At 49.0% G+C, this 26826-nt stretch carries 21 protein-coding genes; 7 read left to right on the top strand and 14 right to left on the bottom strand.

Features of this window, described 5'->3' with window-relative positions; all coding sequences use genetic code 11:
- Nucleotides 1-12: 12 nt before the first annotated feature.
- From ACYVAM_RS19375 to ACYVAM_RS19365, 3 genes are all read right to left on the bottom strand, one after another.
- The gene (locus tag ACYVAM_RS19375) at nt 13-1272 is read right to left on the bottom strand and encodes an arsenic transporter (protein WP_461070016.1); all 1260 of its coding nucleotides are present in this window, start codon (nt 1270-1272) and stop codon (nt 13-15) included.
- Between the two features lie 202 nt (nt 1273-1474).
- The gene (locus tag ACYVAM_RS19370; protein ID WP_461070014.1) at nt 1475-2641 is read right to left on the bottom strand and encodes an AI-2E family transporter; all 1167 of its coding nucleotides are present in this window, start codon (nt 2639-2641) and stop codon (nt 1475-1477) included.
- A 417-nt stretch (nt 2642-3058) separates the two neighbouring features.
- Nucleotides 3059-4576: a DUF4832 domain-containing protein gene (locus ACYVAM_RS19365; RefSeq protein WP_461070012.1), complete on the bottom strand. Its 1518-nt coding sequence runs from the start codon at nt 4574-4576 to the stop codon at nt 3059-3061.
- A 204-nt stretch (nt 4577-4780) separates the two neighbouring features.
- On the opposite strand from ACYVAM_RS19365, the gene ACYVAM_RS19360 reads away from it, so the two are divergent.
- Nucleotides 4781-5203, top strand: a complete 423-nt coding sequence (locus tag ACYVAM_RS19360; protein WP_461070010.1) for a DUF1810 domain-containing protein — start codon at nt 4781-4783, stop codon at nt 5201-5203.
- Nucleotides 5204-5349: 146 nt separating this feature from the next.
- Here ACYVAM_RS19360 and ACYVAM_RS19355 read toward each other — a convergent pair whose 3' ends face one another.
- The 4 genes from ACYVAM_RS19355 to ACYVAM_RS19340 form a co-directional block, all read right to left on the bottom strand.
- Complete coding sequence (locus tag ACYVAM_RS19355; protein ID WP_461070008.1) at nt 5350-5931, bottom strand: DUF6273 domain-containing protein; 582 nt, start codon at nt 5929-5931, stop codon at nt 5350-5352.
- 104 nt (nt 5932-6035) lie between these two features.
- On the bottom strand, nt 6036-6422 hold the full coding sequence (locus ACYVAM_RS19350; RefSeq protein ID WP_461070006.1) for a hypothetical protein: 387 nt from the start codon (nt 6420-6422) through the stop codon (nt 6036-6038).
- A gap of 88 nt (nt 6423-6510) precedes the next feature.
- On the bottom strand, nt 6511-8088 hold the full coding sequence (locus ACYVAM_RS19345; protein WP_461070004.1) for a DHA2 family efflux MFS transporter permease subunit: 1578 nt from the start codon (nt 8086-8088) through the stop codon (nt 6511-6513).
- A gap of 186 nt (nt 8089-8274) precedes the next feature.
- The gene (locus ACYVAM_RS19340) at nt 8275-8586 is read right to left on the bottom strand and encodes a DMT family transporter (RefSeq protein WP_461070002.1); all 312 of its coding nucleotides are present in this window, start codon (nt 8584-8586) and stop codon (nt 8275-8277) included.
- 340 nt (nt 8587-8926) lie between these two features.
- Here ACYVAM_RS19340 and ACYVAM_RS19335 point away from each other — a divergent pair, with 340 nt between their 5' ends.
- The 4 genes from ACYVAM_RS19335 to ACYVAM_RS19320 all read left to right on the top strand — a co-directional run bounded on the left by ACYVAM_RS19335 (nt 8927) and on the right by ACYVAM_RS19320 (nt 13506).
- On the top strand, nt 8927-10525 hold the full coding sequence (locus ACYVAM_RS19335) for a Na+/H+ antiporter (RefSeq protein WP_461070000.1): 1599 nt from the start codon (nt 8927-8929) through the stop codon (nt 10523-10525).
- A 243-nt stretch (nt 10526-10768) separates the two neighbouring features.
- Nucleotides 10769-11176, top strand: a complete 408-nt coding sequence (locus ACYVAM_RS19330) for a pyridoxamine 5'-phosphate oxidase family protein (RefSeq protein WP_461069998.1) — start codon at nt 10769-10771, stop codon at nt 11174-11176.
- 78 nt (nt 11177-11254) lie between these two features.
- Nucleotides 11255-12910 (top strand): cryptochrome/deoxyribodipyrimidine photo-lyase family protein, encoded by a 1656-nt coding sequence (locus ACYVAM_RS19325; protein WP_461069996.1) that lies wholly within the window; start codon nt 11255-11257, stop codon nt 12908-12910.
- A 269-nt stretch (nt 12911-13179) separates the two neighbouring features.
- Nucleotides 13180-13506, top strand: coding sequence for a hypothetical protein (locus ACYVAM_RS19320; RefSeq protein WP_461069994.1), 327 nt, complete (start codon nt 13180-13182; stop codon nt 13504-13506).
- Nucleotides 13507-13690: 184 nt separating this feature from the next.
- On the opposite strand, the gene ACYVAM_RS19315 is transcribed toward ACYVAM_RS19320, so the two are convergent.
- On the bottom strand, nt 13691-14242 hold the full coding sequence (locus ACYVAM_RS19315) for a hypothetical protein (protein WP_461069992.1): 552 nt from the start codon (nt 14240-14242) through the stop codon (nt 13691-13693).
- A gap of 609 nt (nt 14243-14851) precedes the next feature.
- Here ACYVAM_RS19315 and ACYVAM_RS19310 point away from each other — a divergent pair.
- On the top strand, nt 14852-15613 hold the full coding sequence (locus ACYVAM_RS19310) for a LysM peptidoglycan-binding domain-containing protein (RefSeq protein ID WP_461069990.1): 762 nt from the start codon (nt 14852-14854) through the stop codon (nt 15611-15613).
- A gap of 266 nt (nt 15614-15879) precedes the next feature.
- On the opposite strand, the gene ACYVAM_RS19305 is transcribed toward ACYVAM_RS19310, so the two are convergent.
- Together ACYVAM_RS19305 and ACYVAM_RS19300 are read right to left on the bottom strand one after the other, a co-directional pair.
- Nucleotides 15880-18738 (bottom strand): patatin-like phospholipase family protein, encoded by a 2859-nt coding sequence (locus ACYVAM_RS19305; protein WP_461069988.1) that lies wholly within the window; start codon nt 18736-18738, stop codon nt 15880-15882.
- 75 nt (nt 18739-18813) lie between these two features.
- Nucleotides 18814-19398 carry a hypothetical protein gene (locus ACYVAM_RS19300; RefSeq protein ID WP_461069987.1) on the bottom strand — a complete coding sequence of 195 codons (585 nt, stop codon included), beginning with the start codon at nt 19396-19398 and terminating at the stop codon, nt 18814-18816.
- Nucleotides 19399-19919: 521 nt separating this feature from the next.
- Here ACYVAM_RS19300 and ACYVAM_RS19295 point away from each other — a divergent pair.
- On the top strand, nt 19920-20336 hold the full coding sequence (locus ACYVAM_RS19295) for a hypothetical protein (RefSeq protein ID WP_461069986.1): 417 nt from the start codon (nt 19920-19922) through the stop codon (nt 20334-20336).
- 194 nt (nt 20337-20530) lie between these two features.
- Here ACYVAM_RS19295 and ACYVAM_RS19290 read toward each other — a convergent pair whose 3' ends face one another.
- The 4 genes from ACYVAM_RS19290 to ACYVAM_RS19275 form a co-directional block, all read right to left on the bottom strand.
- A complete protein-coding gene (locus ACYVAM_RS19290) occupies nt 20531-20926 on the bottom strand; it encodes an energy transducer TonB (protein WP_461069985.1) in 396 nt (131 codons plus the stop codon).
- Nucleotides 20927-22246: 1320 nt separating this feature from the next.
- Complete coding sequence (locus ACYVAM_RS19285) at nt 22247-22735, bottom strand: NmrA family NAD(P)-binding protein (RefSeq protein WP_461069984.1); 489 nt, start codon at nt 22733-22735, stop codon at nt 22247-22249.
- Nucleotides 22736-23089: 354 nt separating this feature from the next.
- Nucleotides 23090-24550 (bottom strand): TolC family protein, encoded by a 1461-nt coding sequence (locus tag ACYVAM_RS19280; RefSeq protein ID WP_461069982.1) that lies wholly within the window; start codon nt 24548-24550, stop codon nt 23090-23092.
- The gene (locus ACYVAM_RS19275) at nt 24547-26811 is read right to left on the bottom strand and encodes a peptidase domain-containing ABC transporter (protein WP_461069980.1); all 2265 of its coding nucleotides are present in this window, start codon (nt 26809-26811) and stop codon (nt 24547-24549) included. Before ACYVAM_RS19275 ends, ACYVAM_RS19280 begins: the two co-directional genes overlap by 4 nt.
- Nucleotides 26812-26826: the final 15 nt, after the last annotated feature.

Genomic DNA, 26826 nt, shown 5'->3' with positions numbered 1-26826 from the left:
ATACCAGCAGGGCTAGAGCAAACGGTGGTATAGCCAGATGCTACCCAGTGTGAACAGAAGCGCCGTTAACATGACCGGAATGCCAAGTTTAAGAAACGCCCAGGCACTGACCTGCTGGCCTTCCCGACGCAAAGCAACCAGCCAGAGAATCGTAGCCAGTGAGCCCGTCACGGATAAATTGGGGCCGAGGTCGATGCCAATCAGCAGGGCACTTTTGATTACGTCGGGCACCTGGCTGGCCTGCACCACTGTACCGGTTATGAGACCAGCAGGCAGGTTATTGACCAAATTGCAGGTCAGCGCAACGCCAACACCACTCGCCCAGGTGGTCATCGTTACTGAATGGTTCGTGCTTTCGTGCAGCAGGGTCGTTAGCTCCTGGATCAGGCCCGTCTTAACCAGAGCCTCCACCAGAACGAACAGGCCCGCAACCAGCGGAAGCACCGACCAGGATACGCCTTTGATAACGACCCACGGGTCTAGTCTCGCCCGAATCAGGACAAGAACGGTCGTGAGGATACCCGTAATGGCTGTTGGCAGACCAAGGGGCCTGTCCAGTGCGGAAGAAACCAGCAGAACGACTGCCGTAGCGGCAATACCGACGATGGCCAGGCGACCACCGGGTGATAGCACGGGAATGGCAATATCCGTCTCAACGGATTCGGTTAGTGCCTCCCGCTGGGTAAACCGCAGCACCCCATACGTAACGGCAATCGACACCAGCGAGGGCAGGGTATATTGGGCTACCCAGGCCAGTAGGGGTGGCATGTGGCGACCATAAATAACCAGGTTGGCCGGATTGGAAATCGGCAATACAAATGAAGCCGCATTGGCAATGAAGGCGCAGATGAACAGGTAGGGTAGTGGGTTTTTGACCTTAGCGGCTTTAACCGCAGCCGCTACTGCCGGGGTAAGCACAACAGCCGTGGCATCGTTGGATAAAAACGCAGTAACAACGACACCTACCAGGTAGATCAGCAGAAAAAGGCGGCTGGCCGACCCTTCAGCGCGTTTGGTCGCATGAGCTGCCAGCCAGTCGAACAAGCCTTCTTCGCGGGCAGTCTCGGCCAGGAGCATCATACCTATTAGAAACAGGTACACATCTAACCCGTTAGCAACACCCGACAGCCCTTCGGAAAGTGATAAAAACTGAAAAAGCAGCAGTAAAATTGCCCCACTAACCGCCCAGACGGCCTCGGGTATGTTAAACGGTCGGATGATGACACCCGCAATGGATACAAACGTAATAATCCAGATGAAAATATGAGTCATGTAAGCTTGTTTAGTCGTCGTTAACAGGTACGATTGACATATAATCGTATCTGTTACTCACATTCTATTGCGCCCTGCTTGCGCCGTCTGTTTTCAGACAGGGACAAAGCAATCCAGTTTGGCTGAAGTTTCGATTAGATTCAGATTAATTTATCTTCATCTGGGAGGCAGGCCTGCTATTCCACAAGTGTGTGGCCTGCTATCAGGTTGTCGCTACTGTCGTCTTTTCGTCGACCTTACCGACCTTTTTGATCCGGTTCGGAAACTGATCGGTAAGTTGTTGCCAGCTTTGAATAGGCGGACGGGGTTTTTCGGCTTCGCCAATTAGAAATCCATACGGACGAAGACCCTCTACAGAGTCAAAAATAACTTTCAGAATGGCGGTCATGGGTAACGCCAGGATCAGGCCGGGCAGACCCCAGATATTGTCCCATAGAATCAGCACGACAATGGCCGCTAATGGGTTAATACTCACCTTGGAACCTACTACGTAAGGCGTGATGAAATTGCCTTCGATCATCTGTACCCCTAAAAATAAGCCAATGACAGCCAATGCTTTCAGTGGATTATCCTGAGTAACTAAGGTATAAGCAGCGGGTAGAAGCGCCCCTAACGAAATGCCGAAATAAGGAATAAGCACTAAGCAAGCCCCAAAAAAACCGAAGAATACGGCATAGTCAACGCCCAGGAAGAACAGGCCTGCGGTCATCATAGCCCCAATAATTAGAATAACGAGGACTAATCCGGCTAAATAATCTTTGACTACCGTGTAGATGCCCTGAAAGACGACATCGATAACCGACCTTTTTTCTTCGGCGAAGACTTTATAAAAAAAGGAGCGAAAAAAGTCGCGGTAGAGCAGAAAAAAAAACGTAAACAGCAGGACCAGAAACACATTCGTCAGCGCACTGGTTGTGGCCAATAGCGTTGAGCTCAGGATAGTTCCTCCCTCAGCCATTACCTGCTTCATGTATTTCTGGACTTCCTGACCTTGTTGGCGACGGTTGATATGGAAGCGCTCATCAGCTAATGTTTGTAGTTTCCCAACATACTCACTGGCCTTCTGGCTGAGTTTCGGAACAACTTCGGAGAAATTGCTGATTTGTAGAGAGACGGCATAAAATAAGCCTACAATAAACGTGAGTAGCAAAACCAGACAAATGATGCTGGCCAGAATACGCGGTAAATGCCACTGCTCAAAGCGATGGGCCAGGGGAAACAGCAATACGGCAAAGAGAATGGCGAATACTAAAGGAATCAGTATGCCGGCCAGTGTATGCAGACCGTAAACAATGATGACTAGAGAAAGGAGAATAGCACTTATTTTGGCGTAAGTGGGTAAGTCCAGGGGGGATGAGCGTAACCGCATAAATCTAACTTAAGCTATTTCGGAAATAATGAGAGCCCTTTTGACGGGCATTGGCTGATCCGTAGAGAAAAATCATGCCATCCGAAAAAAAAGACGAAAAAGCAGGATTACAGGCTAAAGGAGCACTATTGATGCTTCTTTGGTGCAGTAACTACTCAGTATTTTTTGGGGTATTTTTACTCGTAATTGAGTATTTTTTGCGACGAGTTAACTACTAACGCAGTGCCATTTAAGGGCGTCTATAGCTTTAAAATGCTATTAAAGTTACGCGGCCAAATAAATGTGATCTCTTGATGTAGTGAACAGTACGATTCAATCTGGGACGGACCAGGCTGTATGATCCGAAAAAAAGTGAACCGTTCTGATTTCGCTCAGCTTTACATTTTTTGCTTTCGTAGACCTGACGAGTCTGCCATCTCACGGCCCAACGATGAGGTCAAGGTTTAGTTTATTATACCCCGTATGGGCTTCCCAAAGCCCTGTATTGGCCAACCTGATACTATATGACGAGTTTATTGCTAGTGAGGGATAGCCGTCAGGGAGGTTTAGCAGTAGTTCGTATTGACCGGCTTTTATTGTAGTAGGAAGCTGAAGCGCGTAGCGAAGCTGATGTGCCCCGGGTGATAGTTTACGGACATCCGTTTCGAGCGTTATGTTGTGAAGGGTACCACTAGCCTTATTCCGCAGAATAAGCTGAAGGGGCCTTGGATTATAAGGAGCTGAATAGCCAACGTTATTCAAGGCTAAGTCAACCTGTAATCGTTGGCCTGCTTTGATCTTTTTGGGGACCGTTACGGACCGTAACACGAATCGATAGCCGAGCCGGCGACGGATATTGTCCATGCACCCGTTCGTTTGCCAGTCATTGTTCACCTCATTGTTATAACTGGCATTGAGGTAGCTGTAGTGCATCAGGGCCATCTCCTGCTCGGCCCGACCCATAGGGGCACAGTCATTTTGCGGACTAAACGCATCGTCGCAGGTTTCGCCACCTATGGCGGTGTAGCGGCTATCCAGCGCCATATACCGACGTAAGGGAGTGGTGGCCGGACCGCGTTTGGTCGACGAGTTGCCGACATCATAAAAGGTACCGTAGTCATCTGCACTGGCTAGAAAGCAGTCGTTGTGAAACCCGATCCGGGCCAGATCGGAACCTCGGTACCCGTCCCCCGGCTTCATGGCGGCCGAGGTAACTGGTGCTTTTGGCCCATAAATAAACCGTTGCTTGATCTGGGGGGTACGTACCTGCACCATGCGATCTTTGGGAAGGGCTTTTAATAGAGCGGCCAGCACCTGATTGCGATCCTGCCAGCTACTGTCAGGCACCACGCCAAGACTATTGGTGGACGCGTCGCCAAAATAATCGGTAAAATAATTCTCGCCCCAAATGCCGATGAACCCCATTTGCAACACCGCAATAACATCGGCATGCTGCTGAAGCAAGGGGCTTAGCTGATTAATGTGAGTCAGCACAATGGCTTTGGGGGCGTCGCCGTAGGGCGGGCATATTTTATATTGATCTGGACAGGTGCCCGTCGTAGCTTGTTCTGTATAAGCGAACCGGATAATAAGCTTGATGCCCGCCTGCCGGGCAATATCAAAGTCCTTTCCTATCTTTTTGAGAAAGTCCTCGCTTATGGGACTGTTTTTGAAGGTGTTCAGCTGATAACTTCGATACACCAGGGAACAATGAATGGCGTAGTTGGCCTTGGAGACGCGCTGTTCCTGGGTCCGGTAAAGGATTAGTTTCGCTGCATCGAGGGGCACGAACCGGGCTGAAGAAGTACTGATCGGAATATAAAATCCCCGTTCTGGGTTGGAGAAATCTTCCTGACTTTCTAAGTAGGTCTGGTGATGGTTCTGTGCAGAGAGGGCTGTCTGACCAAGTAAGATAAAGAAAAGTAGTCCTGGCAGCAATCGTAACGGGTGAATCATGAGCTCAAATTACTTGGTATGAGTTAAAGATAAGCAAAAGTATAGCGGACCATTGTAGTAAATGAAATCTTAGTACTATATCCTTTTCGTGGTAAAATTCTGTTACCTGATCCAAGACAATGTTAAGTAGGCCTATAATTAAAGTGAAGGGAGAAACCAACAAAGGCTTAAAAGGTGAGTTTATTTACTCAAACCCCTCTGAAAATGGAAAACGAGCCTGATTTAACCCGATTTATTGATGCTCAAGCCTCCTCTTACGAGCAGGCTCTAGCCGAGATCCGCAATGGCCGTAAGCAAACCCATTGGATGTGGTATATCTTCCCTCAGCTAGCCGGATTAGGTTCTAGTCAGATGGCTCAGTATTATGGCATTGACGATTTAGTTGAAGCGAAGGCCTACTTAGCCCATCCCATCCTGGGTGGTCGACTAATTGAAATTTCTCAGGCGCTGCTTGGGATTGAGGGCAAAACGGCCCATCAAATTATGGGTAGTCCGGACGATTTAAAACTAAAATCGAGTATGACCCTGTTCAGCCTTGTTGACCCCACTGAACCCGTCTTTCAGCAGGTCTTAACGAAATATTATCAGGGAGAGGCCGACAGGAAAACACTAACCTTATTGGCTTAAAACCCGTAAATACTCGTCCTGTTAACTACGTATGTGGCTGATTGATGTTGACTGCTATTAAAAACCAGCGTCAATGAAAGGTCTTTACGTGTTCAGCGAAAGAAAAATCTAATTGAAAAGGGTTGTAGCGCCTATCCGTGAACGAGTTAATCGGACAGCCTTAACCATAAAACGGGACGAACACCACCACCGTCTCTTGGGCGGCCGAAGACGCCATTGCCTCGGACGTAAACATGGCCGTTTTTATTGATGCCCGCACCCGTGCGTCCGTAATAACCGGGCGACCGAAGCCGCCACCCGTGGAAATCAGTACCGTATCTGGCTTGTCGTTTCCGGTTGTTTTCGTCATCAATTGACCAAGTTTGCCCCCCTTTATTCCCTAGTTTAGCCCTGCTGTCACCGAAATACTGGCAAACCTCTTCCAGGCTTAGTAGAAATAATCGGTCAGTAGTGTCTTGCCCACCTGGGGTGTGGAACCATGGGTTATCATCATTCAGGTTTGTCACCTCGATGATTCTTGCTTTCTCATCCTGGCTGAATGTATGGTACAGTTCCTGGTTAAGGTACTGCCTCAACGCACAATCGGCCCATGTTATGTCGACGAACTTGGTGTGGTACCAGCGTAATTCCAGTATGTCTTGGGTGATAAGCAACGCCCTGCGGCCGTCTTCAATGGCAAGCACCTGCCAGGTGTAGGGGCCAAAAGTTATTAAATCGTGTTTTACCATTTTCAGTATCCGCTTGGCCGACATTTGAACCCAAGTGGTATTAAAACGGGCTATTGGTCCTGATTCGGAAGGGTAACCGCAGTAGCCAGCTGAGTCGGATGCTTCTACTCGCTACAGGTGGCAAATCGATTCATTCGCTCGTTGTACCTATCCAATAGCTGATCATCAATCGCAGGAGCTTGCTGAAGTTCGAATCGCAGAAAATCGGCTCGGTCGGCTCCGTCAATCATCCCCTCAAATTTGAGTTCTTCTTCCACCCAACCCGACGTTTTATTCAGTTTAGTCGCCTGTGCCAGGACCGCCTGAACAATGTCTTTTGTCCGATCCGTATTTTGGGTTGTTAACAGGAGAATACGAATGTCGGTTTGGTAATCTGCATAGGAGAGTCCCTGATCTGGTAACTCGGCACGAACCCATTGTAAGGTTAGGGTCTGAATTACCTCTTTGTAGGGCGTATTGTCAAGATCGTTGAGACGAATGCGTCGATTCATGAAGCAAATATACCAAGCAGAAATAAATTGGTCTTAACGGAGCATATCAGGAGCAACCGTCGAGCACAAGCAAACCACCACCTTGTTGTCAGTGGGCTTCCGACATTGCTTTAGCAGCTAAGGCAATCTCAGCCGCCGACTTTTTCTTAGTGCGCAAAAAGTAAACTAAGGGTAAGATGGCGAAGAAAAAAATACCGACCAGCCGAAACGTATCCAGATAGGCGAGCAGGTAAGCCTGTCTATCCACCGCCAGATCGAGAATTTTGTACGCTCGCTGACTTGCTCCACCCAGCAAGTTGAGCCGCTCGGTAAGCAAAGGGTTAGAGGGATCGAGATTGCTGACCAAGTCATAGCGATGCTGGGCATAATCTCGGGTGACAAAGGTATTCGCCAGGGCAATGCCAAAGGCCCCACCCAACTGCCGAATCATATTGTTAAGGGCGATAGCCGACGGGAAGTCCTGGGGTGGCAAACCCGCGACCGCCTGATTGATGAGCGGTAATTGGAGCATCGTTACGGCGAAAACGCGCATCATCTGCGCCCAGAAAAAGTCCCATTGATTGGCCTGGCCGTTCAGGGTTCCGCTATAGAAGCCGAACACGACAAACGTACACATGCCGACAATAATAAACGGCAGCGGAGAGGCTCCCACCGAAAGGCGTTTGCCAATTAAAGGAAATAAGGGAATACCCACTAAAGTGGGCCAGAGCAAGGAAAGCCCCGTCATGGTGGGGGTAAATCCGTTAATGCGCTGAACGAGAACGGGATATACAAAGACGGAGGTGAAGAGCCCTAGGCCGGCCACGAAACTGAAAATAGTCGTCACGCCCAGCGTTCCCTTGCCTAGTACGCGCAGGTTAACGACCGGGTAGGAGATTGTCAGTTGCCGCCAGACGAAGCCCACCAGCCCGACAATGGCCGATAGGGTAAGGATCACAATGGTTTTCGACTCGAACCAGTCGTCAGACTGCCCTTTCTCCAATACATATTGCAGCGATCCGACTCCCACACTTAGTAGCAGAATGCCCAGGTAGTCTATCTTAATTTGTTGCTTACGCGTACCCTCTCCGGGTTTTTTAGCAATATACAGTAGGGTCAGTATAGTGGCCAGTATGCCAATCGGGACATTGACATAGAAAATATAAGACCAGTGGTAGTTATCGACAATCACGCCCCCCAAAAAAGGCCCCAACGTTGGCCCCAGAATGATGCCCATACCGAAAATGCCGGAAGCTACCCCTCGTTTCGCCGGTGGAAAGGCATCGAAAATAATCCCCTGTGAGGTAGACAGCAGGGCTCCTCCGCCCATACCCTGAATGAATCGCCAGAACACCAATTGCCACAAACTCGTAGAACTGGCACAGAAATAGGAGGCCACTGTGAAGAGAATAATCGACGCAACGTAATACTTTTTGCGGCCAAAATAGTCGGCCAGAAAACCCGTCATCGGGATGATAATGACGTTAGCGATAGCATAGGAGGTGACAACCCAGGCTACATCCTCAATGGTGGCTCCCAATGCCCCCGCAATTTCATTAAGGGCCACATTGACAATGGTCACGTCGATGAGTTCCATTACGGCGGCCGAAATAGCCGTAACGACAATGATTACACGGACCAGCCCTGTCGGAATGGCAGGTGAACTAGTAGAAAGATCAGCTTGCATGAACGAATTGGTAGAAAAAACTAGTGGCAAAACGTAGCGGTAGTCAATTTGGTTTACTAAGTGTAATAAAAATGAAACCCGTGTAATCCGCTCGATGTCTCCGGATATTGTATAGTAGCCAGCTTGGTTAATTCGGCCTTCCGAATTGTGATCGGTTCCTTAATCCCCTTCAGTACGTTCTGATTTTTAAGCGAGTTTCATCAGCACAAGCCCCATGACGATTAGCGAAGCAGCCACCAGGCGAACTGCATTGACCGGTTCACCAAGCACGAAGATGCCAATTAAAAAGGCACCGATGGCTCCAATACCGGTCCAGATTGTGTAGGCGGTGCCCAGTGGCAGCGTGCGCATGGCCAGAGCCAGCAAACTGAAGCTAGCCACTAAGGCTACGGCCGTAATTACAGAAGGAACAGTCCGGGTAAAACCTGCCGACTGCTTCATAGAATAGGCCCAAACGATTTCCAGTAGGCCAGCAAACACTAAATAAATCCAGGACATGACGTTGGCTTGTTAGGCCGGGCCGTCCCGATTTGGTTCCCACAATGGGGGAGGTCGTCCTCCTGGCTTGCCAACGTTCCTTCCCTCAGCGGGGTCGTCAGCCATTGTGCCGCAAAAATAACGCTTCTGCCTAGTTTAATCAATGCTGTTTTAATTTCTTCATTCTGGTTGAGGAGTAGTGGTAGATTGGGCTTACCTACCAGGATCTTGATTCTGCTCAACAGTCGATCATGTAGGCACATCGTGGACCGGAGTATCCATAAAAGACGAATCTGTGCTTCATAGTCATGCATAATGCCTGTGTTGTACTATTTTCGTCTCCTACCTTTCCTACACAAGTATGCACCAAACACTACTGCTTTGCTTATCGCTCATGCTGGCGATCTCTCTGTTTGTTATGCTGGGGCAGCAATTACGAATTTCGGCGCCTATTTTTCTGGTTATCAGCGGTCTGGTTGTCAGTCTGATTCCGGGTGTTCCACTTGTCGTTATTGATCCCGAGCTTATTTTCCTCATTTTTCTGCCGCCATTGCTCTACGAAGCGGCCTGGTTTACCTCCTGGAAAGAGTTCTGGCGGTGGAGACGCATTATTGTCGTGCTGGCGTTCGGTCTGGTTGTCTTTACTGCTTTTGCCGTTGCCTATGTGTCGAGTGCCGTGATACCGGGATTCACGCTGGCTTTAGGTTTTCTACTGGGCGGCATTATTTCGCCACCCGATGCTGTGGCGGCTGCGTCTGTTTTGAGAGGAATCAAGGTGCCCAAGCGAATAATCAGCATTCTGGAAGGAGAGAGTCTGGTAAATGATGCCTCCAGTCTGGTGGTATTCCGGTTTGCCCTGGCGGCTGTTTTATCCGGTTCATTTGTCTGGCAGAAAGCCGCAACCGGTTTCGTCATGGTTACGCTCATGGGCATTGTCATTGGTCTGGCCGTAGCGCTCGTGTTTTACGTCATTCACCGCTGGCTCCCCACTACAACGCGAGTTAGCATTCTGCTGACGTTTATGGCGCCCTACATCATGTACCTGACAGCCGAAGAGTTTCATTATTCGGGGGTGATGGCCGTGGTGAGTGGTGGACTGTTTCTGTCGAATCACAGCCACCAGATTCTGAACCACAGCGCCCGAATTCAGGGGACGGGGATGTGGTCGACTGTTGTTTTCGCCTTGAACGGACTGGTCTTCATGCTGATCGGTCTTGAGCTACCCGTTATTATCAATGGGCTGGATGGCTATTCAAAGACAGAAGCAATTCTATACGCCTTGCTGATCACCTTTCTGGTTATCGTTACCCGGATGGCTGTCGTCCTGTTTTCATCTGTTTTTACGAAGGTAATTAGCCGGGTAATTTCTGTGGCCGACCGTAGTCCCGGATGGCGCGGACCTATCATTGTCAGTTGGGCCGGTATGCGCGGTGTCGTGTCGCTGGCGTCGGCGCTGTCCATTCCGCTGACCCTAACCAATGGCGCCCCTTTTCCGCATCGGAATCTGATTCTGTTCATTACGTTCGTTGTTATTCTGTTTACGCTTGTTTTTCAGGGGCTTACCTTGCCCATGGTTATTCGGAAAGTGAACTATGAAGATCCCGATCATCGGGCTCCTGAGAATCAGCAGACATCCGCCATCCGACTGAAATTACTGAAAGTTGCCCTGAAAGAAGTCGAGGAAAAATATGCAGCCGAAGCCATCGATAACGACCTGGTAAGTAACCTGAGAGATCGAATGGAAAACGACTTGCACTCCATTACGAAACACCTGGATTCGCTGGAGCGCGATGGCGAACAGGTCGATCAGTATAATAAAATTATGGGCGATATCATTACGGCCAAACGCAAGACGCTGCTTTATTTTCGTAACCTGAACGAGTTCGATGATGAGGTGATCCGTCAGGAAGAGGCCCGCCTTGATCTGGAAGAAGAAAAAATAAATCACCCGATTCACTAGCGTCTGATACGCACAACAGGAGTCATCCCGGCGGTTGATGGGACTGGCTAAAACGCGAAAACCTTCCGAGTTTAGTGTAGGGCGGCCTGTGCCGTACGCACAACTAACCGGAAGGTTTTCTTATGTCCAAGGACTCCGTAAAAGTCGGACCAGTCGTCTTGCGCAGAACATATCAATCCGATAGGATTAAAAACTTTTGTCATCAACAGCTACTTACTCAGTTGTTATTGACAACAAACGAACATGCCCAGCCAGAAGACAATTACCCCTGACGAATTTGAGAAAATTAAACACCACATTCGGGATATCCGCGTGGCTTTACTGACTACTCAAACGACCTCGGGTGCTTTACGTAGCCGACCGATGGCCACCCATCAACTCGATCCAGATGGAACCATGTGGTTTTTCACCCGAGCTAATTCGGATAAAGTCGCCCATATCCGCCAACAACCGTCTATTTCGTTAGGCTTTTCTGACCCTCAAGCCCAGGTTTCAGTTACTACGGCTGGAGAGGCCGAAGTCGTTATCGATCAAGCGAAGGTAGACGCTCTGTGGAATGAGTCCTTACGTGATTGGTTTCCAGAAGGTAAAGATGATCCGAACATTGTTCTGCTGCGCATCACCACACTGACCGGTGAGTGCTGGGACTAGTACGCCGGACTTCCCATAGCTGAACTCGCCAGGCAAGGTCAAAAGTATTCCGCTAACAAGCGATTATTGCTCCCCTAAATGCCCAACCGATCAACCATTGACATACTCTGGTTCAAGCGGGACCTGCGCCTGCGCGACCATGCCCCTCTCCAGACAGCGATTGTCAGGGGACAGCGCGCGCCCAAACGGCCCTTACTTTTGCTTTACTGCTTCGAGCCATCGCTGATGGCCGATCCCAATTACGATTTGCGCCACTGGCGATTTGTATACGAGTGTCTGGCCGACATCAATCGACAACTGGCGGCTTTACCCTCACCACCCATTTCTCCGTCGGAAACGAACCCGCTGGTACACGAGTGGTTGCCATTCGAATTTGACGATCAACAGGAAGACACCCAGCCCGAAACAGGTGAACCTGCGGTCTGGGTATTTCACCGGGAGGTCCTGGATGTATTAACCGCCATACAGGAGCAGTTTACCATAGGCACCATCTTTTCTCATGAGGAAACCGGCCTGGCCGTAACATATAACCGGGACAAAGCCGTGGCCCTCTTTTGCCGTCAGCAGGGAATTGTCTGGCACGAGTTCCAGTCTAATGGTGTGATTCGATGCCTCAAGAACCGCGATACCTGGGCTGCCGACTGGCAGCAGACCATGCAGGCACCCCAACAGCATCCCGAGCTGGCCCGTTGGTATCCGGCCAAGGTTCCCCTGACCTGGTTCGAGGCCGAGCGTGGACCTGATCTGCCCGGGGCGTGGCAAGTTCCAGATCCCTTATTTCAGCCCGGTGGAGAATATAAAGGGCATCGATACCTGGCCAGCTTTCTGACCGAGCGAATCGGGCGGTATGGGGCGGCCATCTCCAAACCCCTGGAAAGTCGTCGGGGGTGTAGTCGCCTGTCGCCTTACTTGTCGTGGGGTTGTCTGAGCATTCGGCAGGTGTATCAGGCCCAGCGACAGGCCGCCAGAAACCCGCAGATAGTAGGTTCAGGACGGCAGTTCAGTGCCTTTGCCTCCCGGCTGCGCTGGCACTGCCATTTCATTCAAAAGTTTGAGGGCGAAGAGCGCATGGAGTTCGAAAATGTGAACCGGGCGTTTGATGCCCTGCCTAAACATGTGAATCCGGATCACTACACAGCCTGGCGGGATGGACGCACGGGTTATCCGCTCGTCGACGCGTGTATGCGTTGTCTGGCGGCCACGGGCTACATAAACTTTCGGATGCGAGCCATGCTGACCTCCTTCCTCACCCATCATTTATTTCAGCACTGGCAGGAGGGGGGCTGGCATATGGCCCGGCTTTATACTGATTTCGAGCCGGGCATTCACTACGCTCAACTTCAGATGCAGTCGGGTATGACGGGAACCAACACGATCCGGATCTATAACCCCGTCAAGCAGTCGCAGGATCATGACCCACAGGGCGTGTTCATCCGCCAGTGGGTACCCGAGTTGGCCAATTGTCCGCTGGCCTATCTTCACCATCCATGGACGATGCCACCGCTGGAACAGGCCATGGAGCATTTTCAGGTTGGCATTGACTACCCGGCTCCCATCATCGATGCTACGATGACGGCTCGCCAGGCCCGCGTTCTGCTCCATGAGCCTCGCCAGACTGAAGTTGGTCAGGCCGAGCAGACCCGTATTTTGGCCAAACATACCCTACCCGCAAAAAAGGGTAAGCCCAGGCCACCAATGGATCTTGGTCCACATAATGGCCTTGTCGTGGGGTAGCCTGATCACTTGGTCAGTGACAGTAGATAGTCTACTGTAAACAGGAGGTTTTAAACATCTCGCCAGCGTCAGAAATCATTCTATTAAACCAAGTCATGCCGACCATTGTCAAAACGGTCTAACAATCTCGATTGCAGATTGGTTAGTATGTAGTCAAGTTTTAAACATCAGTTTATAAACAATAGCTTAGTCAAGATAATTAGAGCAGAAAACGTTCATCTTCACCGATGCGCGATTCGATTTTCTGCCGAACTTAATCGGTAAACGCTATGAAAACGAATGTGAAAGTATTGGCATTAACAGGCTTATTGCTTACTGCGTTGTGTACCGTCGATTCAGATGAGGTTACCGCGCAAGTACCTGGGCCTAGAAGGGTGATTGTCATTCCTCATGCTGGAGCTACGCGTCAAGTATGGGTTCCGGGTCATTACGTCCGTCGTGGACGGAATTATATCTGGGTAAACGGCTATCATCAGACAGCTCCCGTTGAGTACGTTACGTATTCAAAGCCCGCCCGGTACAAAACCTGGAATCCTGGTTACTGGCGTCAAACCCGCCGGGGACGGGTTTGGGTCGAAGGGTACTGGAGTTATTAGGGAGTCATAAAAAATGTCCGGAGTTATGGCTTCGGACATTTTTTATGACTCCCTACGCGGCTATTTAACAAGCCCCAACTTATTTTTTTACGAACTTGTGTCTGACGTTTAGCACAGTTCATCAGCCCAGTGGCTGTTGCAAAAGTTCATCAGCCATGTCGTTGAGCGATTTGACCAGCTAATTTTACTTTGTGCGTTCATAAGTGCTTATAGTTGGAATAGTTTTCCAACCCGACTTTGTGTTATACGTTCGTTCAATTCCATCTATTCTAAATTCTTCAGCGCTGGTATAAGTAAATGGGTAGGTCTTCGTTTCGAATTCGTCCGTCAGGCTAATCTGCGTTCGATCCTCGTTCACATCAAAGAATAAAGTTCGTCCGTTGACCACATATTGAGCTGTATTGCCATTGGTTTGAGTGGCGGGATAAGTCCGTATATAGCCATCCGCAAAGACCCTCTTTTGTGTCAGCCAATTCACTTTCAATTGAGCAATCACATAAGCATGATCGGGAATTTCAGTCATTAAATCAGTTGATGCCACGCCATCTAAGTTGGCATCAATTGGCTCCAGCGTTTTAATGCCGATTAGCTTCCAGTTGCCCGTAAACTGCTGGTCAATCAACTGATCATGCTGAGACTGTTGATCAGCTTGAGGCTGTAAGTGGGTATCTCTTTTACCGCAGCCGGTCATCCCTAAAACTGCGAATCCGAACAAAAAAACGCGTGCGTAATTCATAGATCAGCTTCGTTGAGCGAGTGTACTTTGTTAACGTGCTAAAGGCACAAAAGATGTTTTAGAACGAAAGTATAGAATTTTTAAACAATTTGTTGGCTACTCCGTTTTACTATCATATTCCACTCGAAGTAGTCCTAAATGCACTTAAAACGCAGCCATAGGACTGCACACAGAATGGAAAGAAAGCCAGGTGACTTCGTGTTGTCTGGCTTTTATTTTTCCTTTCTGTGAGGCTTTATTCGGCGTTGATCGATCTATGTATGTTCCTCACAATTGAGGAGTTTGATAAATGGGTACGTAGTGCGGTTGAATACTAATTAAACCAAATGCGAGCCAATTTACTTACTTGTTGAATCCTAAAAGAAGGTTCATGAATGAGCCTTTTGATGTTGTTTTGAATGGGCGTGGTTAGTCAAGGACAGTTGACCCATGAGATGCGATTTGTTTGCCAGCTACCAAGATCCTTTGACCCAGGATTTTCTGTAATACACGACAAATGACACAATGTTGAGCTTTAGATAAATAGGGGAAATTTCCCATTGTGGAGGTATCTATTTGATGGGTAGCTTTGACTAGTATAAAAGGTAACCATCTGACAACTATTCATTTATGCTACAACTCATCAAGAGCTACACAATAAAGGGTGGTGATACGCTGAGCCGGATAGCGAAGCAAGTTAATATCACGCTTCCGGAACTGCTGAAGATGAACCAACAGATTATTGATCCTGACAAGATTATGATAGGTCAGGTCATTAATGTTCCTGATTCAGCACCGATTTCTAGCCGCGCTGGTGCTACGTTCGATGGCATTAATCCTGCCCCTGGAACGATAGTTATTGCCAGGGCCCAGGTTACGAATCCTCCACTGATCAATGACGCCAACAATCGCCATCGCGATATTTATGAAGAAGTAATCGATCAATTCGCCGTCGGTCATAATCCCCGTCATTTACCGACACAAGGGTTTACGTTCTGCAACATATTCCTGTGGGATGTAACCCGTGCCATGACGTCAGAAATTCCCCATTGGATCGATGCCGCTGGCGCTATTGCCAAACCGTTTGCTTCGGGGGCCAACGAAATTACGATTAATGCGGGCGTAGACTGGCTACGCAAGTTTGGTCCCGCGAACGGGTGGTTGGCTTCCAATCAGGATCAGGCCCAGGATAACGCCAATAAGGGATGTCCATCCGTTGTGGTCTGGAAAAATCCAACCGGTGGGCATGGCCATACTGCCGTGATCCGGCCAGGAAATAGTACAAACCAAGGGCCGCTTATTGCCCAGGCAGGTGCTCGCAACTTCAACATTGGCCGCCTGGTGCAAGGGTTTGGTACACGCACGGGACTTCGATACTTTATCCACGCGTAACGCAATGATCGTTCCCCTATCAATGGCTTTTTTGACTTACACTGTCACCCTTTTACGAAGCCCGTATTGAGGATGAGTGAACGATAGAACATGCTGGAGGAAAACAGCACTACTGAGGTTGACCCGCAATTTAAACCAGGTCTGCGTAACCTATTAGGATGCCCATCAGAGAAGGAAAACAGAACCCTGGTATACGTCAATTACGATCGACAGGTATTTTTTAGAAGATTAGTAAAAGGATTTCGACGTTTGATGAGGCTCGCCGTTTATAGATGAAATGCAGCTTTTAGCAGGTATAGTATAGTTCTACTTTTCTCTGAATTGTTCTTTTTAGGCAATGCATGGTTTGCTGTATGGCTAGTTTTAGCCGGGGTTAAGGGGACCAGGCTATTAACGGCAGGATCTGCCAATGCGGTTTCTAAAATGTGCAATCCTAATAGCCTGTAGCTTTCGAACTGAGCTTCATTGAAGAACTGATCAGCCGTCGATTGGTGGGGAAAGTCCCGGTTTTTAACGGCATATTCTCTCACGTCGACTGGCTCATAGCCAGTTAAAGATGATTTAAGGTAAATCAAATGCCCGGTTGGCTGACCCTGGGGATCTTCAGGATACCATATCGTACCATGTGCCCAATGGGATTTAGAATAATTGGTTTTACCATCACGGGTGGTTATATCGCTTACATTGATGTTGATTTCGACACCAAAATCCACCCGGCAACGTCGCACAGCGTTGGCTAGCCCCTCACAAGTAAAGAGATTGTCCTGCTCTGCGTCGCCCAGTATAATCAGGCGAACCCGGCGCCTGACTAACTCATAAAGACCCATATTATCGAAATGGCCACCATCAGATAAGCAGACGAAATCCTGGGCAGTATTCGTTTTTCCCAGCAAATCGTAAATTAGATAGGCCAAACCAGAACGCGGGTCGGAAAGTTGCCAGTCCTTGCCGTGTGGATTACCAATCCACCATCCTAAACGGGCATTGAAAACCGTCATCAGAAACGCAGTAGCCGGTGATGAGTGGGCTCCCTGATTAGGGTTGGCTGCCGCGCCGGAGATAGCCATTACGGTACTGAGATCAGGTCCGCCCGGTCTTACTTTACCGTTTGGGAGCGTTTTGGGTTTATACGCATAAAGTTCAGTAGGTCGATAGCCATATTCACAGGATATATTCTTTTGGCGGTTGTTGGGGCGGGTAGGACTAATGTCAAACCCACAAAACAAGGGAGTGAAAATAAACGATTCGCCCTTTCGATCCTGTCGGTCCAGGTCAGTTACCCGACTGGCATTCAGTGTTGTATTGATTATAGGGAAGGGGCCATGATACGCATGCTCATGTTTGAGCATACATAATTTCAAATCGTCTTCGTCATCGAATCCAGTGAAGGCATTCGCTGTTTTTTCCCGTTCCGTTCGTCGGCGAGTAGCTGCCAGATAGCCCCGCATCAGCCGATTTCGGTAAAAATGGTGCATGGAAAATTCATTCACGCCCACGCGCCAGGCTAATCCCAACGTAAGCAAACTGGAGACAAGAGTCAGCGTTAAAACAGCTTTTAGGGGCGGTTCAGTAGTCGGGTCGTTTAACCAACCGGATTGTAGGACCAGATTAATGAGTTTGGCTGCGATAATCAAAAGGCCAATGATAAACACGTACGGAGCCAACCGGACCAGAAAATCCTTTGCTTTTGTGGGTAACGTTTTAGGAGCGTCTCCCTGGGCGGGCGTACTGGCGCTGTAGGCCAGACGGACTGCCAAACCGACTAAGGCAACCCAGCCCCCCGTTATGGCTACTAAATACGTTGTAGCCGCTTCCAGCATTTTTTCGCCGAGCAAACCAATGCTTGCCAGGATGATCCAAATGACCATACCCCGATGTACTACGGCACCAATGCGTCCCCACCACTCCCGGCGTGCATCAGGAAAATACTTTCCTAATAAAGCCATCCGTAAGACAACCATCACACTTAACACTTCCAGAATAAGGGGCGGGCCAATCACAAACGTGAACCTATTCAGAAATTCTCTTGTGGTAAATAAAGCATGCCAGCTAAAGTCTTTCCCGTTCACTATAAAGGAGGCATTCCAAGAGTTGCTCGTTTTGGATGCGACGGCCAGGTCCTGTAATAAGCCCCAGGCCAGGTCGAGTGATAAAATGCCGAAAAACGCCGATAAAACGGAAAATAGTATGCTTAGCAATAAGGCCACTGCTTTCTGTAACCAGTTATTGCCCGGCAGTCCCGAATCGTAGCGACCAAATAAGGCCACGAGCAGTAAGCCCAGCGTCCCAACCAGGGCAGTGTCTGTTAAATAAGAAAAGCGATAGTCAAATGTATAAGGTTGATTCGCACTTTTCGAGTAAAAAAACAACCAGCTACTAACCAGGTAGGACGTAATCAGGCCTAAAGCCACTAGGCCAGCCGTTACGTAGGTGTATTTAAGCGAACCTAGTGAACTGCCCGGAAATAAATCCGGACGGTAGGAGGCCATGCCTATACCGGCTATTATTGAACCCGTCAACAAAAAAATACTGAACGTAATAAATGCCCACTGTTCAGGGATATACTGGCTTAATCCCTCAAAACTCCATACTAAGTAGCCACATAAGCCTAACAAAAGGACAGAACACAAGAGTAACAGGATAATTATCTGGTTCAGAATGGTATTGCGGATCCAGGTTATCCCTACCGTCCATGAATCGGTAGACATGATATTGTTGCTGGGCGCGAGGTAATTACTGAACATACGCAACCAGCGTATCGGTCGTACTTCTTCGCCCCGGGGATCCGTTGATTTCTCGGTATTTAGTCGGTCCTGTACCTTTAAAAGTAATCCATCGCGCTTGATCCAGGTAGTATACCAGGCGCCTATGTACCCGCCACCAGATACGGTCGATAAATAATCGAACTGGGGTAGTAACCCAGCTTTTGCCAGGCCTTGTAAAACGCCTAAATTGAACGTAGCCGACCGAATACCTCCGCCTGAAAAAGCAAGTCCGGTTAAGTGCATGGTTTTAGCCTGTTGCAATGGATCCATACCATCCGACTTGACAGTCTGTTGTTTGCGATCGTTGCGGCTGTAGTTTACCTCTTTCAATTCCTGTCGGTATACCACGTCAAATGGCAAAGGAATATTACGATGCTTTAACAGGCTAAACAGTTCATCGTCGTTTTGTAGAACAGATAAAGCAAGCTTGTCATCTTACCAGTTATACGATTGGCCATCTGAACCGATATCGCCTTTACAGGCTAGTTCTACTAAAACCGGTAGGTAGTTTAACGCTTTGGCTACTTCAATTCGTTGTTCAGGGTCTTTATAGAGGGCGCTCCGAATGGCTTCCCGCCACTGCTGAGGAGCAGGATACGGATCGGTGCGTACTAAGGCTTCTTTGGGTGAACTGTTAGTTCGCTTGTTCTCTTCAGGATCTTTATTTGCGGAATGATCGAGTGGGAGGGGATAATAGCAAAGCTCGGGGGTCAACGTGTCTCTTACCTGGCTCATCCAAAGGAGGAGAGCTTCCATAGTAATAAACCAATTCGTGTAGATAGGGTCATCATCTTCAGCGAATTTGGCATTTGATGGTATAGAAACTACCTCACTTATTCTTTTTTGAAACGGTATGTAATTTTGTCTTAACTGGTCATTAATATCCTTGGGATCCTGCAGTAAGACAGCAGGTTGTGATGGAATACCTTCATTTGGCTGCGGCTTTACTGAATAAGAAATATCTTGAGCTAAGGTGATGTAACTCACCGCTCTGGCCGTTAAATCCATGACAACATCCATCTTGATTTACAGTTAAGAGAAGCGTTTCTTAATTTTTTGAGTTAACTTCTACTGATTAATCTGTGGTAATTCAGTCTTGCATGCACCTCAGGAGTAGTAAATTGCTTTTCCGGTAAAGACTGAATCAGCTAACGGAGAAAGCATAAACTTTCTCCTTCTATACGAACGATTAAAGGTAAAAAGCTGAACGTCTTGCGACACCGGGAGATTTACCCTTTTTAAGGGCAAAATTTGGCTTTCTATATGCACTAGTAACTGTATAGGTTGATGTAGAATACGCAATCACCTTTCACCGACAAAAGGTCGGTTTCAGTTGGATGTTCTACGGGGTGCATATTGATTCAACCACCCGTTGTTCTGCTACCTTGACATGGCTGGGATTTTACAATTTCTGGGGTAAAGGAAATAACGTAGCGTGGACGTTAATTGCTGATTAGCTACCGTTTTTTGTGTAATAAAAGTCTTATTATCAGTGTATTGTGACTTGAATCAAAAACATGCCCTCACCAAACCGATTACGAATGAAGTACAGAAAAGAGAAAATGAGTAATGAGTTTACCAAACACTTATTCGATTTTAAGGGGAAGGATACCCCCTTTCACATGGTCGTGCATCACTTTACGGATAGAGACAAAGGGTATCCTCATTGTCACCCCTTCCGGTTTACGACCCATATTTTGAAAGGCGGTTATACGGAGCGCGTTTATCAGATAAATGAAACTGGGGATTGGCAGTATACCGATGTATTTCGGGCGCCAGGGACAACGCATATTGTCGAAGCAGCCTGTATCCATGAATTAACTGACTTGCCAAATGGCGAGTGCTGGACGGTGATGCTTCCCGAAGAGAAAGTACGGGAACCTAGATTTTGGCGCTTTACACCAGAGGGGGCTTTTTCCCGGGTTTGGAACAAGCGAAAATGGGTCAAGCAGATTTAATGCAAAAAATAATAGCTTGGTCTTTGTCGTGATTAGGAAGGGAACCAGACGTACCGAACCAGCATGGTCTGCGGGTTCGGTACGTCTGGATAAGTATCAACGTGAGGGCTCAAGCTGTCCCATACGCAGCTAGAATAGTACCATCTCGTCAACCCTAGGTAGTAGTTACAAAAATAGCTGCGTGGCGTAACCGACTATTTTCGACTGGCTGACTCAAAGGGAATAACCAGATTATACTTCACGTTGACGGGGCGGCCGGCCTGCTTTCCGGGTGTCCAGGTGGGCATAGCCTGTACTACCCGAACAGCTTCCTCATTAAGACCGTAGCCATAGCCTTTTAACACGGTCACATCCTGAATCCGGCCTTCATAGGTCACAATAAACGAAACGAATACTTTACCCTCAACCTTTGCGTTAAGGGCAGCTTCCGGATATCGTAAGTTCTGCCGTAGGTAAGGGCCGATCTGAGCGCTACCACCCGGAAAACTGGGTGGCACCTGCACAACCGTAAAAACTTCCTCCTCCATAGGCAATTGATCCCTGGACAGGGTTGACGAGGTATTGGTGGCCTGACCTGATTGGGCAGGCATACTCCGTTGGCTACACGCCATTGTAAAACCAGTCAGGAGTGTGCTGACCAGAACTAGTAGCCTGTAGCTATTGGGTGAACCGTTTCTTCTTGGCAAAACCATAATCGTGTGGTTGAAGTGGAAGCTGTTTGATTAAATTAGCTGAGGGAATGACCGTAAAACCTTACTCGTAAGCGAAGCGGTAGTACTCATCAAAACCAATGGACAATGTAGTTTTCCATTGCATGAGGCTGGAAAGAATTTTAGCGTTCGGTCAACGCGCCCGTCCAGATGAAGCAGTCATCCAGGGAGGATTAGGATGGGGTGTTGCCCAAAAGACCGAACCAGGCAGAAATTTGCCCAAATCTGACAGGTCTTTGCGAAGAAACTAGTGGACCTGCTACAGTTAACTGTATACTCTATTTGCAGACGGGTTGTCCAGTCCGGCAAATTCTCTAGCCAGGCGTTATGGATTCGACCGATTACACCAGGTTTACTTTTTGCCCAGTTGTGGCTGCCTGGTAAATACCTTCTATAACCCGCATATCTCTACGACCTTCTTCTCCGGTTATATGGCTGGGTGAGGCTTTTTCGATAGGAGCCTTTTCGTGATTTGCCAGCCCTGGTGAACATCAGCGTAAGCTGCGGGGTCTTGAAAGGGTTCAGTGGTTCTTCGAAGCCGGTGACAGGCGCAATCGTTTTTTAGCAATCGCTTGACCGTATCCTGGCTTATAGGCTGGTCTAGGGCTTTTCCCAAGTCAGCCTTAATGCGAACGGCATCTTGAAGATAAGCTGGAATTACCTTTACCTACCACTTTTATTGGTGTGAATATACATGGAAACGCCCGGTCAACTTGACCGGGCGTTTCCATGTATAGATCTTCTTCCAGATAAAGCATCTTGTCCAATTAGTCGGGGCGTTTTGTCTAGAAGTCAAACACGGTAACGATGAATTCAAGAATGTAAGTCAATACGATGAAGCTTACCAGAGTAACTTCAAAGGTGGTTCTGAGGGTTAGTAATTTACCTTTCGTTATCGGAAGGAAAACCCTACGTGTGGATTGTATAACATTCATGGTAAATAGGAGGATAGTATGATTGTTTTGACTTTAACAAGTACTCGAAGTCACAGGCACCTCACTATAACTTGTCCTGAAAAGTGATGACTATTATCTGATCCTGAAAATAAATGGTCTGCCTAATTCAGTCCTTGTAAAGAAACGGGACAGGTTATGGCTGCGAATAACTCAGCAGAAACGGAGTAGTTTGACCGGCCTTAGCTTATCTGTTGCCCGATTCTAGTTCGCTGGCGGTAGCGAATTTATAAAACAATGAAGCCGATTACCTGGCGATGTCCCAACGGGGCGAACAGCACTCAAGCCCCGGTGCCCACCGGGCGACCTCATTTATCGAATGGAGTGCTCCTGGTGCTGTATAGCGGGCTGCTGGCCGCCGACCTACAGGCTGGCGAGACGCTTCTGTCGGAGTCCTATCCAGGTAGACGTGAAACTCCCGCCGTAAATCGAGGTTGCGATTTCGCCCGGCTTGAAACCTGGTGAAGTCAATCGAGTAGTCGGAAGGAATAAATCGGGGTACCCCAGCCGCCACTGCCGCATCGAGCAAGGCCTGCTGAGCATCAATGACCGTTTCCCGCAGACCCGACAGAGCCGATACGAAACAGGAAATACCCCGACAGGCTTCGGTAAGTTCAGGGACGGCCCAGGTCGTAATCCTGACGACCTGGACGCCCTGTTTCTCAAAATTCTGTAGGGTGGCGGGGCTACTACTGGGGCGAACCAGGATGCGGACTTCATCTCCCTGGTCTACCAAAGCCCAGATAATTCGTTGGCCTAAATCGTCCGTAGCAACCCGCTACGGCAATAATCGTGTTTATATCAGGTATGTTCTGGAAGGTGTTAGGCCAGGCATTTTCAAGGCCGTCGACCAGGGAGTTATCCAGCAAATCCATTGTCAGTTGGTGAACCGTCCCATTAGTATCTTGTCCTTAGTTTAATCGGACGTTTTGCGGAGCTATTTTTTAGTAGCTGAGGGCGATGGTTTACTACGTGTTAACCTTAATCCATAGCATACGGGATATACGCCACGCTGGTTTGCTTTAGTACTTATAAACTGCAGATACAGCGTTATTATAGTATAAGTAGGTAAGTTAGAACTAAGGCGTTGTTATAACTCACCTCGCCTGTAAAAGTCAACAATCTTCTCGCGAAGGAGCGTCTCGTAGTGAAGCTGAATTAAATTAACCGATGCTCGGTCAACATTGCTCTTCGCCAGATTGTAGTCTACGGCGTTTAGTAGGCCAGCGTTGTAGCGGGCTTCGGCAGCTTTAAAGGACTGGCCTAAGACCGAAACCTGTTGATCTAAAGCCTTGTAACGATCTTGAGCGTTTTCCAACTGATTAACCGCCTGATCAATAGCCTGCCTTAGATTTCGCCGGACGCCCTCGGCTTGCGACTCGGCTAACTGCTGCTGTAATCGCGCATTGGTTGTTCTGTAACGCACCTGAAAGCCGTTCAGGATCGGGATGCGGATGCTGATACCCACGCTTTTGTACTGATTGTTGTCGAGCTGGTGAAAATAGCCAATGCGCTCCGTCGCCGATGTTGGGGCCAGCACTTTTACGGGGTAGGCCTGACCCGCTACATCGACAAAGCCAGTCGTTGCCTGCTCGATCATGTCCGTGCCAAATACATTCTGTCGGGCCGCGCTGGAGAACGATGTTCCCCAGTTAGCGGTCAGGGTTACATTTGGGTAGGCGAGCCCTTTGGCCAGGTCAATTCCTTTTTGTGCCGCTTTAGTCCGCAGGTCGGCGGCCAGCACTTCGGGCATAAATGTTCGTGCCTGGCCGTACAACTGGTGCGCATCGGTTAAGCCGGGTTGCATCGATGACATCGTGTCCGATAGTCGCACCAGTTCTAAGGGCGTGGTGGCGGGCAGGTTCAATACCTGCAACAAGGTCAGCAGGGCTGCGTTCAGGTTGGTTTTGGCCTGTACCCGTTGCATGTCGTCGATGGCCAGCTGGCTTTTGGCATCGTAGAGATTAAATGGAGCTACAGTGCCCATCTTCACCAGCTTTTCAGTTCGTTCAACCTGGGCCTGTGCTACCGCCACCTGCACGGAACTTGCCGCCAGTAAATCCTGTGCTGACAGAACCTGCAGATACGCTAGTAAGGTATTGAGGGTAATGTTGTTCTTGATGGCCGCTACGTCAAATTGACTCGCCTGGGCGATCAGGCTTTGCTGTAACAAGGTATTCTTTAGCTGAAATCCGTTGAAAATGGTCCAGTTCAGACCCAGCCCGGCGTTGCTGGTTGCGATTTGGGCGTTGGTAATGCCATTCGTATACGGATCAATGTTACGCCCGAAATTCATTCCCTGATTAGTCAGGGCCGATAAGACCGGCAACTGACTTTTTCGGGTTTGCTCCGCGGTATTGTCAGCCACTTGCTTTTGCAGGACTGACTGCCGTAGGGCTGGCTGATTTTCCAGCGCCAGTGTAAGGCATTGGTCAAGCGTCAACGTGGTCGAGCGTGGTTCGGCCGATGTTGGCAAGGAGGGTAGGGGGCCTTGAGCCACGGCCGGATTAAACAGGCTCAACGCGAGTAGGAGCAGGCATATATGTTTCATGCGACCAGGGCGGATTTAGAGTCGGTGTTGTCAATTCTGGAAACGGCTTGATCGCCGTTGGCGCTGATCTGGAGCAGATCCAGTGGCGACTGTGCTATCGTACTGAAGGTTAATGGCATTTGGGAGGCCCAGAGCTTGTAATAAGCGGTTTTCTGGGCCAGCAACTCGAAGTGTGACCCTTCTTCGATTAGTTTACCTTGTTCGATGACCACAATTTTGTCGGCGTTCATCACGGTGCTTAGTCGGTGCGCAATGAGAATGACGGTTTTGTTGTGTTCCCGCAAGTGCTGAATCGTTTCCTGCACGCACTGCTCCGAAATGGAATCGAGCGACGAGGTAGCCTCGTCCAGAATCAAGACCTCAGGGTTTTGGTACAGGGCCCGGGCAATGGCAATGCGCTGCTTCTGCCCGCCCGATAAACTTGCCCCGTTTTCGCCGAGGTAGGTATGAAAGCCATTGGGTAGTTTCTCGATGAAATCCGTAATGCCGAGTCGCTGGCAGATGGCCACAATACGCTGCATATCGGGCTGGTATTCGCCGACGGCGATGTTGTCGATTACGTTTCCGGCAAAGAGGTCGATCTTCTGCGGAACCACGCTCACCCGACGCCGGATGCTGTCATTACTAACGTGCTTAATGTCGTAATCGCCGATATGAATGCTGCCGCTCTGGAGCGGGTACAGGTTTTGCAGCAGAGACAGCATCGTAGACTTGCCCGAACCACTTTCGCCCACAACGGCGGTGATCTTCCCACGAGGTACGGTTAGGCTGAGGTTATCGAATACCTGGGTACGGGTGCCGTAGCGAAACGATACATCGGTAAAGCGGATATCACCAATCATCTCCGGTTTAAGTTCGATTTTATTCTCGGTCTCTTCCCGTTCCAGATCCATAATTTCGAACAAACGATCGGCAGCAATGAGTGCATCTTGCACGGTTCGGTTAGCCCCAATTAGTTGGCTTGCCGGACCGGTGAAATAGCCGATGAGGGCGTAGAACGACAGCAGCTCGCCGGGAGTTATCTGGTTGTCGATCACAAAGCCGGACCCCACCCAAAGGAGCACGATGGTGAACAGCCGCGACACGATTTCCGTCGCGTTGCCTGACCAGACCGAGTTGCGGGCCGAGGTGAAAATGGTTTTAAGCAGTTTAATGAATCGCGTCTCCGTTTTGACATTGGCAAATTCCTCCAGCCCAAACCGCTTGATGGTACCCATTGCGTTTAGCGACTCGACCAGCTGCGACTCCAGCTCGGCGGCATCTTCCATCAGCGTTCGTTGGTACTTTCTGTTTAGCTTGTTGACGATCAGGTATATAACGCCGTAAAACGGAATGACGGCCAGCATGATCATCGCCAGCTTCCAGTCGTAGGTGAACATCATGCCGAAGGAGAACAGCACGATGAATAGGTTGACGACCAGACCCGTAGCGGCATCATTGATGAAGGCCCGTATCTTCACCGCGTCGTTGATTCGGGAAATAATTTCGCCCACCCGCATCGTATCGAAGAATTGCTGCGGTAGTTTCATCAGGTGTTTATAATACCCCAGAATCAGCCGTGCGTCGATTTGCTGCCCTGTTTTGAGCGCAAACATGCTTTTCATGCTGCCGATGAAGAGTTGCAGTACCAGAATCAGTACCATCACGATACTGAGCAGATTGAGCAGATTCCGGTTCCCTTCCACGATGACGTTGTCGACAATCTTCTGCACATAAATCGACGTCGACAGCCCCAGCACCGTATAGATCAAGGCCCCGAAAAGCGCCTGTATCATCACATTGCGGTGCGGTCGTACCAATTGCCAGAAACGCTGCGTGGCCGATATTTTCTCGTTGCCAGTCGTAAATTGATCATCGGGCAGCAGGAGAATCAACACGCCGGTCCAGATTTTCTTGAACTCTTCGTGGGTATGTTTTATGAATTTGCCCGGCCCAGGGTCCATCACAACGATGTATTTGTCGGTTACGTCGTAGATGACCACAAAATGGTGCAGAACTTCCTTTACGATAATGTGAGCAATAGCCGGTTTTGGAATCTTGCTCAGGCTTTCGAACGTGCCGCGTACGCCCTTCGCCTGGAAACCCAGCCGGTGAGCTGCTTCGATCATACCCAGTACATTCGTTCCTTTCTGGTCGGTAGAGGCCATCTGACGGATGCGGGCGATGGGCATCATCAGGTTATAATGTGCCGAGATCGACGCCAGACAAGCCGCTCCGCAATCGGTAATGTCGTGTTGTTTGAGTATCGTTTTCTTTGCCATGATTTCTTGAGGAGG

The organism is Spirosoma horti (assembly GCF_054776595.1).
Note: the sequence above shows the minus strand (reverse complement) of the source record. Positions and strands in the feature narration are given on the sequence as shown.